This window comes from Methylobacterium sp. (genome assembly GCF_019750675.1).
GTDB lineage: Bacteria > Pseudomonadota > Alphaproteobacteria > Rhizobiales > Beijerinckiaceae > Methylobacterium.
Window position 1 is genome coordinate 22,123 of sequence record NZ_JAIEOF010000356.1, and the last position, 6,000, is coordinate 28,122.

Here is a 6,000-nt window from a genome sequence, read left to right on the forward strand (position 1 = left end):
TTTTTCATGCGCCGCGTCCCGCCGTGAACAGCCGGGCGGACCCGGATACAAATTTCCGCGCGTCGGGAACGGAACGCATGCAACGCCGACGGCCTCAGGCCGTTGCCGTCGACGAGCCAGGGCGCCGCCCGTTCCCGCGCGGCGCAGAGTCCGATCCTCACCGACGCGAAGGACACCCTCACCATGGCGGACGAAGCCCAGAACGATCCCGCGCTGCCGGAGCCGGTGCGCGACCATCTCGGCCAGCAGCTGCGCTCGGTCTTCCCCACCGGGGACGCGGCGCCGCAATATCTCGGCGACCCGGTGGTCCCGGAAGCTTTCGAGCCGCAGATCAAGCGTCTCGAAGTCCGCCTGAAGACCCACGAGGAGGGGACCGGCGCCGTCGAGCAGGCCCTGGAAGGCCTGATCGGCGATCTCGGCGCGGATCCGAAGGCGCGGCCGCGCGACGCGCTCTGAGCGGGTTTCGCAAAAGGGTCGCCGGTTTTGCGGCTAAAACCCGCGATATACTACAGAGCTAAGCAGGCTGAAGCGTTGGCTTGCCAAGGCGAGCCTGCTTAGGCCGCCGGCTTCGTCGCCAGGATGTCGCGGATCTCGGCCAGCAGCTTCACGTCGGCGGGCACCTCGGCGGCGGCCTCGGGCTTGGCTTCCTCCTTGCTGACGAGGCGGTTCATCGCCCGGATCACGAGGAAGAGCACGAAGGCGACGACCATGAAGTTCAGCGCCACCGTGATGAACTGGCCGTAGCCGATCACCGCGCCCTGCTTCTTGGCGTCCGTGTAGGCCGCCCCCTTCTGCACGCTCGACGAGAGCGCGATGTAGTAGTTCGAAAAGTCGAGCCCGCCGGTGATCGCGCCGATGATGGGCATGAACACGTCCTGCACGGCGGACGTGACGATCGCCCCGAAGGCGGCGCCGATGATGACGCCGACCGCGAGGTCGACGACGTTGCCGCGCAGGGCGAATTTCTTGAATTCCTCGAGCATTCCCGCCTCCCGGCGATCCGGCCCCCCGGGTCGCGGGGGCCGGCGGGAACCTTAGGCGAGGCGCGGGCGCCGCGACAGGGTGGCGCTCAGATGTCCACCCCTCGATCGCGCTCCGGAGCGGGCTCGGCGGGCTCCGCCAGGGCCGGCACCGGGCCGCCCCGCGCCTCCGCCTTGGCCCGGCGCCGGTACTGCGCGGCCCCGATCGGCAGGGTGACGAGATAGCCGACGGCGAGCGCCACCATGGCCTCGAACGGATAGCTGATGAACAGGCCGAAGGCCGCCACCACCACGAGGAAGATCGGCAGCACCCAGTCGCGGGGCACGCGCTTGCCCATGGTCTTGCCCGAGAAGGTCGGCACGGTGGAGACGACGAGGAGCGCGATGCAGAGCATGTAGCCGAGCACCACGGGGGCCGCCCAATGCTCCATCGGCAGCCCGAGGAAGTTGAGGTAGAGGGGCAGCATCGCGGTGAGCGCGCCGGCCGGCGCCGGCATTCCGACGAAGAAGTCCTTCTTCCAGGCCGGGCGGTTGGGATCGTCCAGCATCGCGTTGAAGCGGGCGAGACGCAGCGCCATCGCGATGGCGAAGATCAGCGCCACGATCCAGCCGAGCGAGCGCAGCTCCTTCAGGGCGAAGCCGTAGAGGATCAGCGCCGGGGCGCAGCCGAAATTGACGAAGTCGGCCAGGGAATCGAGTTCCGCCCCGAAGCGCGAGGTGCCCTTGAGCATCCGCGCCACGCGCCCGTCGATGCCGTCGAGGAAGGCGGCGGCCACGATGGCGATGACGGCGGGCTCGAACTTGCCTTCGAAGGCGAGGCGGATCGCGGTCAGCCCGAGGCAGAGCGCCATCAGGGTGATCATGTTGGGCGCGATCATCCGGAACGGCACCGGCTTGAAGCGGCGGGGCCTCGGCTCGTTGGCGTCGGGAGCGAAGGGGGGGAACAGGTCGTCCATGGAAACCCCTCAGATGCGGCGGAAGACGCGCTCGGGCCCGCCGCCGAGATCGGCCAGCACGGTCTCGCCGGCCACCGCCTTCTGGCCGAGGCCGACGAGCACGCGGGTGCCGACGGGCAGGTAGACATCTACCCGCGAGCCGAAGCGGATGAGGCCGAAGCGCTCGCCGACGTTCAGGGTGTCGTTGGCGTGCACCCAGCCGACGATGCGGCGCGCCACCAGTCCGGCGATCTGCACCACGCCGATGCGCACGGGTGCGCCCCGGTGCGTCGTTTCCATGACGAGGCCGTTGCGCTCGTTGTCGTCGCTGGCCTTGTCGAGCTCGGCGTTCAGGAACAGTCCCGGCGTGTAGTGGATCTGCCCGATCCGGCCCGTCACCGGAACCCGGTTCACGTGGCAGTCGAACACGTTCATGAAGACCGAGACGCGCAGCATCGGCTCCTGCGGCAGGTCGAGCTCCGGCGGGGGCAGCACCGTGGAGATCAGGTTCACCCGCCCGTCGGCCGGCGAGACCACGAGGCCGTCGCCCACGGGAGTGACCCGCTCGGGGTCGCGGAAGAAGTAGCAGACCCACAGGGTCAGGATCAGGAAGATCCATCCGAGGAACTGGGCGAAGTAGCCGCCGATCACCGTCAGCACGATGCCGATGACGATGAAGGGATAGCCCTCCTTGTGGATCGGCACGAGCGTCCGGCGAATCGTCTCGAGGAGGTCGGTCATGGATGTTTTCGGAAAGCTTTCGGCGGGTGGGCGGCCGGAGGCCGCCCGGGCAGGGGCCCTCTCTTAAGGCACGCGAGCCCATCCGTCATACGGTTTCGGATCAGGGACGCGCGAGCGTCTACCCGAGCGGTCCGTCCGTGCGTCGCCACGGCATGACGTATCAGCCGTCCGCCTGGACCAGGGGCGGCAGCCGCGACAGGCGCAGGGCGATGATCAGGGCAAGCCCATAGAGGGTCGCGAAGAACGCCACCACGCCGATCCAACCCGAATGGGCGAAGAACCAGCCGCCGGCGGTGCCGAGCACCGAGGAGCCGAGATAGTACAGGCAGAGATAGATCGAGGAGGCCTGCGCCCGGTCCCGCGAGGCGCGGCGTCCGACCCAGCTGCTCGCCACCGAATGCGCGCCGAAGAAGGCCACGGTGACGAGGACGATGCCTAGGATGATCAGGGCGAGCTGGCTCGACAGGGTCAGCCCGACGCCCGCGAGCCCCAGCAGGATGGCGAGCCAGAGCACCTTGCGCCGCCCGAGCCGGCTCGCGATCTCGCCCGTGAGCGCCGAGGAGAAGGTGCCGAACAGGTAGACCACGAAGATCGCCCCGATGGCACTCTGGCTGAGCGAGAAGGGCGGATCGAGCAAGCGAAAGCCGATGTAGTTGTAGATGCACACGAACCCGCCCATCAGCAGGAACGCCTCGGCGAACAGCCAGGGCAGGCCGGGATCGCGGAAATGCTGGGTGAAGGTGCCGGGCACCTCGCGCCAGCGCATCCGGTTGGCCTGGAAGCGGCGCGAATCCGGCAGCAGGTAGACGAAGGCGATGGCGGCCAGCAGCGCCAGCACGCCGATGGTGCCGAGCCCCCAGCGCCAGGAGGCATGGTCCGCGATGATGCCGGCGAGCAGCCGGCCGACCATGCCGCCCAGCGCGTTGCCGCCGATGAGCAGGCCCATGGAGAGGCCGATGGCGCGCCCGTGCATCTCCTCGCCGAGATAGGCCATCGCCACCGCCGGCAGGCCGGAGGCGGCCAGCCCCGTGAGAGCGCGGAGCACGAGGAAACCGTGCCAGCTCGGCACCAGGACGGCCACGATGGTGAGGAGCGCGGAGGCGAACAGCGAGGCCACCATGATGGGCTTGCGGCCCCAGACCTCGGAGAGCGGGCTCACCACGAGGAGGGCCACCGCCAGCATGGCACAGGGCAACGACAGGGCGAGGCTGCTCTCGGCGGGCGAGACCGCGAAATCGTCGGCGAAGACGGGCAGCAGCGGCTGCACCCCGTAGAGCACCGCGAAGGTGGAGAAGCCGGCGGCCCCGAGCGCGATGGCGGTGCGGCGGAAGGCCGGTGTCCCGGCCTCGATCAACCGCGGGCTCGCCTCGTCCGGCCGCCCCTGCGACTCACCCATACCGGCTCCTGTCCCGGGCGGCTCGCCGGAGCCGACCCCTTGCGCGTCCGGCGGGTATAGGCCGGACGCGCGGGGCGGGAAACCGGGCCCGGCGCCGGGAGATCGGGAAAATCCCCCGGCGCGGATCGCTCGCGGCGACCTGCGCCGCGAACGAGGTTCAGCGCGGGGCCGGAGCGGGCGGCGGGGCCGCCTCGCCCTGCTGCTGGATCAGGGGCGTGATCCGGCGGACCGTGACCCGGCGGTTCTCCCGCGAGGCGTTCTGCGTGTTCACCTTCAGGTTCTGCTCGCCGTAGCCCTGCGTGGTCAGGTTCTCGGGAGGCACCCCGAAGTTCTGCGTCAGCACCGTGGCCACGGACTGGGCGCGACGGTCCGAGAGCGAGAGGTTGTCGACGTCGGCCCCGACCGCGTCGGTGTAGCCCTCGATCAGGAAGACCTCCTGCGGGTTGCCCTTGATCGCCCGGTTCATCGCCGCCGCAATGGTGGCGAGGCGGCTGGCCTGGTCCGGCGTCACCGTGAACGAGCCCGTATCGAAGTTGATCGTGTCGATGTCGACGCTGCGCATGCGGGCGCGCAGCTGCGGGCTGTAGCGGACCTGGTCCAGGGTGTAGCGCCGGTCCACCGCCACCACCGGCGGGGCCGAGAGGGCCTCGTAGACGGCGCCCTCGTCCGCGCCGTCGTAATCGACCACGTAGCGGTTGCGCGGGATGCGGATGTCCGGCGGCGGCAGGTCGACGACGTCGTCGTAGATCGGCCGGCGCGCAGCCCCGCCGAAGCTGTTGTCGATGATGACGACCTCGCGCCCGTCGCGGTAGCGGCGGGAGCGGCGCACGAGGCGGCCGTCGTCGTCCACGATGGTGACGATCTGCTCGCCGCCGGGGCGGTCGAGATACGTGATGGTGTCGCCGCCGCGCCGCTCGCTGCGATACGCCCGTCGGTCGAGATCGCGGAAACGCTCGTTCTCGTCGTGACGGATGAAGTAGTTGTCGCGGTCGCGCACGATGATGCGCCCGGGCTCGCGGATGTAGGTCCGGCCGCCTTCGGAGAATTCGCGCCGGTCGCGGCGGACCTGATCGTAGTCGCGCACGTCGTCGTCGTCCCGGAACCCGCCCGGGATGTAGCCGGGGCGGCCCGGCGCGTTGAAGCCGGTGCGCGGCTCGCGACGCTCGAAGGCGTCCCGACGCTCGCGGTCCTCGCGCCGGTCGTCGACGCCGCGACGGTCGAGGCCGTCGCGGTCGTCCCGCCGGTCCGCGCCACCACGCCGGTCGAGGTCGTCGCGGCGGGTATCGCCCGGCCTCAGGTCGGGCCGGCCCGGTTCGCCACGACCGGTGCCGTCGCGATCATCGCCGTCACGGCGCAGGCCATCCCGGTTCGGACCGTCCCGGTCTGGACCATCGCGGCGCGGGTCGCGGTTGCCCGAAGCGGGGCCGTCCCGGTCGGGACGACCGTCGGTGGCCGGGTTAGGGCCGGCACCCGGCCGGCCATCGGGCCGCTGGGCATCGGGGTTCTGCGCGCCGGGCGGCACGAAGGGCCGTCCGGGCACGCCCGGGCGGGCGTTGGGCGCCACGGCCCCGGGCTGTCCGTCGGGCGTACGGGGCTCGCCGGGCGCGGTCGGACGGGCCGGCACGGCCGGGTTCGGCGCCGCAGGGTTGGTGGGGCTCGCCGGGTTGGTGGGCGTGGCCGGATTGCGGGCATCCGGGGCGCCGGGCTGGGCGCCGGGGCGCGGCGGCGCGGCGTTCGGGCGACCGGGCTCGGGCGTGGCCGGACGGTCGGGCGCGTTCGGGCGCTCGGGGTTCCGCTCGCGGGCGGCCGGCGGAGCCGCCGGAGTCTCGGCACCGGGCGCACGCCGGGCCGGACCCTGATCGCGCTCGGGCCGCTCCTGCCGGTCAGGGCGTTCCTGACGATCGGGCCGCTCCTGACGCTCGGGACGCTCTTGGCGGTCAGGGCGCTC

The 6,000-nt window shown here is 71.2% G+C and carries 6 protein-coding genes; 1 reads left to right on the forward strand and 5 read right to left on the reverse strand.

Going from position 1 to position 6,000, the window contains the following annotated elements:
* The first annotated feature begins 183 nt into the window (after positions 1-183).
* Complete coding sequence (locus K2X24_RS18160; RefSeq protein WP_292499790.1) at positions 184-456, forward strand: hypothetical protein; 273 nt, start codon at positions 184-186, stop codon at positions 454-456.
* 98 nt (positions 457-554) lie between these two features.
* On the opposite strand, the gene mscL is transcribed toward K2X24_RS18160, so the two are convergent.
* From mscL to K2X24_RS18185, 5 genes are all read right to left on the reverse strand, one after another.
* Positions 555-983, reverse strand: coding sequence for a large conductance mechanosensitive channel protein MscL (gene mscL, locus K2X24_RS18165; RefSeq protein ID WP_292499779.1), 429 nt, complete (start codon positions 981-983; stop codon positions 555-557).
* 86 nt (positions 984-1,069) lie between these two features.
* A complete protein-coding gene (locus K2X24_RS18170) occupies positions 1,070-1,936 on the reverse strand; it encodes a phosphatidylcholine/phosphatidylserine synthase (RefSeq protein ID WP_292499781.1) in 867 nt (288 codons plus the stop codon).
* A 9-nt stretch (positions 1,937-1,945) separates the two neighbouring features.
* Positions 1,946-2,656 (reverse strand): phosphatidylserine decarboxylase, encoded by a 711-nt coding sequence (locus tag K2X24_RS18175; RefSeq protein WP_292499783.1) that lies wholly within the window; start codon positions 2,654-2,656, stop codon positions 1,946-1,948.
* 160 nt (positions 2,657-2,816) lie between these two features.
* Positions 2,817-4,052: an MFS transporter gene (locus tag K2X24_RS18180; protein WP_292499784.1), complete on the reverse strand. Its 1,236-nt coding sequence runs from the start codon at positions 4,050-4,052 to the stop codon at positions 2,817-2,819.
* A gap of 157 nt (positions 4,053-4,209) precedes the next feature.
* Positions 4,210-6,000: OmpA family protein (locus K2X24_RS18185; protein WP_292499786.1), on the reverse strand; the 1,791-nt coding region annotated here is incomplete at its 5' end.

Excerpts from the sequence above, each read along its gene's own strand:
- K2X24_RS18175 (WP_292499783.1), bottom strand. The coding sequence starts at position 2,656 with ATGACCGACCTCCTCGAGACGATTCGCCGGACGCTCGTGCCGATCCAC.
- K2X24_RS18170 (WP_292499781.1), bottom strand. The coding sequence starts at position 1,936 with ATGGACGACCTGTTCCCCCCCTTCGCTCCCGACGCCAACGAGCCGAGG.
- K2X24_RS18180 (WP_292499784.1), bottom strand. The coding sequence starts at position 4,052 with ATGGGTGAGTCGCAGGGGCGGCCGGACGAGGCGAGCCCGCGGTTGATC.
- mscL (WP_292499779.1), bottom strand. The coding sequence starts at position 983 with ATGCTCGAGGAATTCAAGAAATTCGCCCTGCGCGGCAACGTCGTCGAC.
- K2X24_RS18160 (WP_292499790.1), top strand. The coding sequence starts at position 184 with ATGGCGGACGAAGCCCAGAACGATCCCGCGCTGCCGGAGCCGGTGCGC.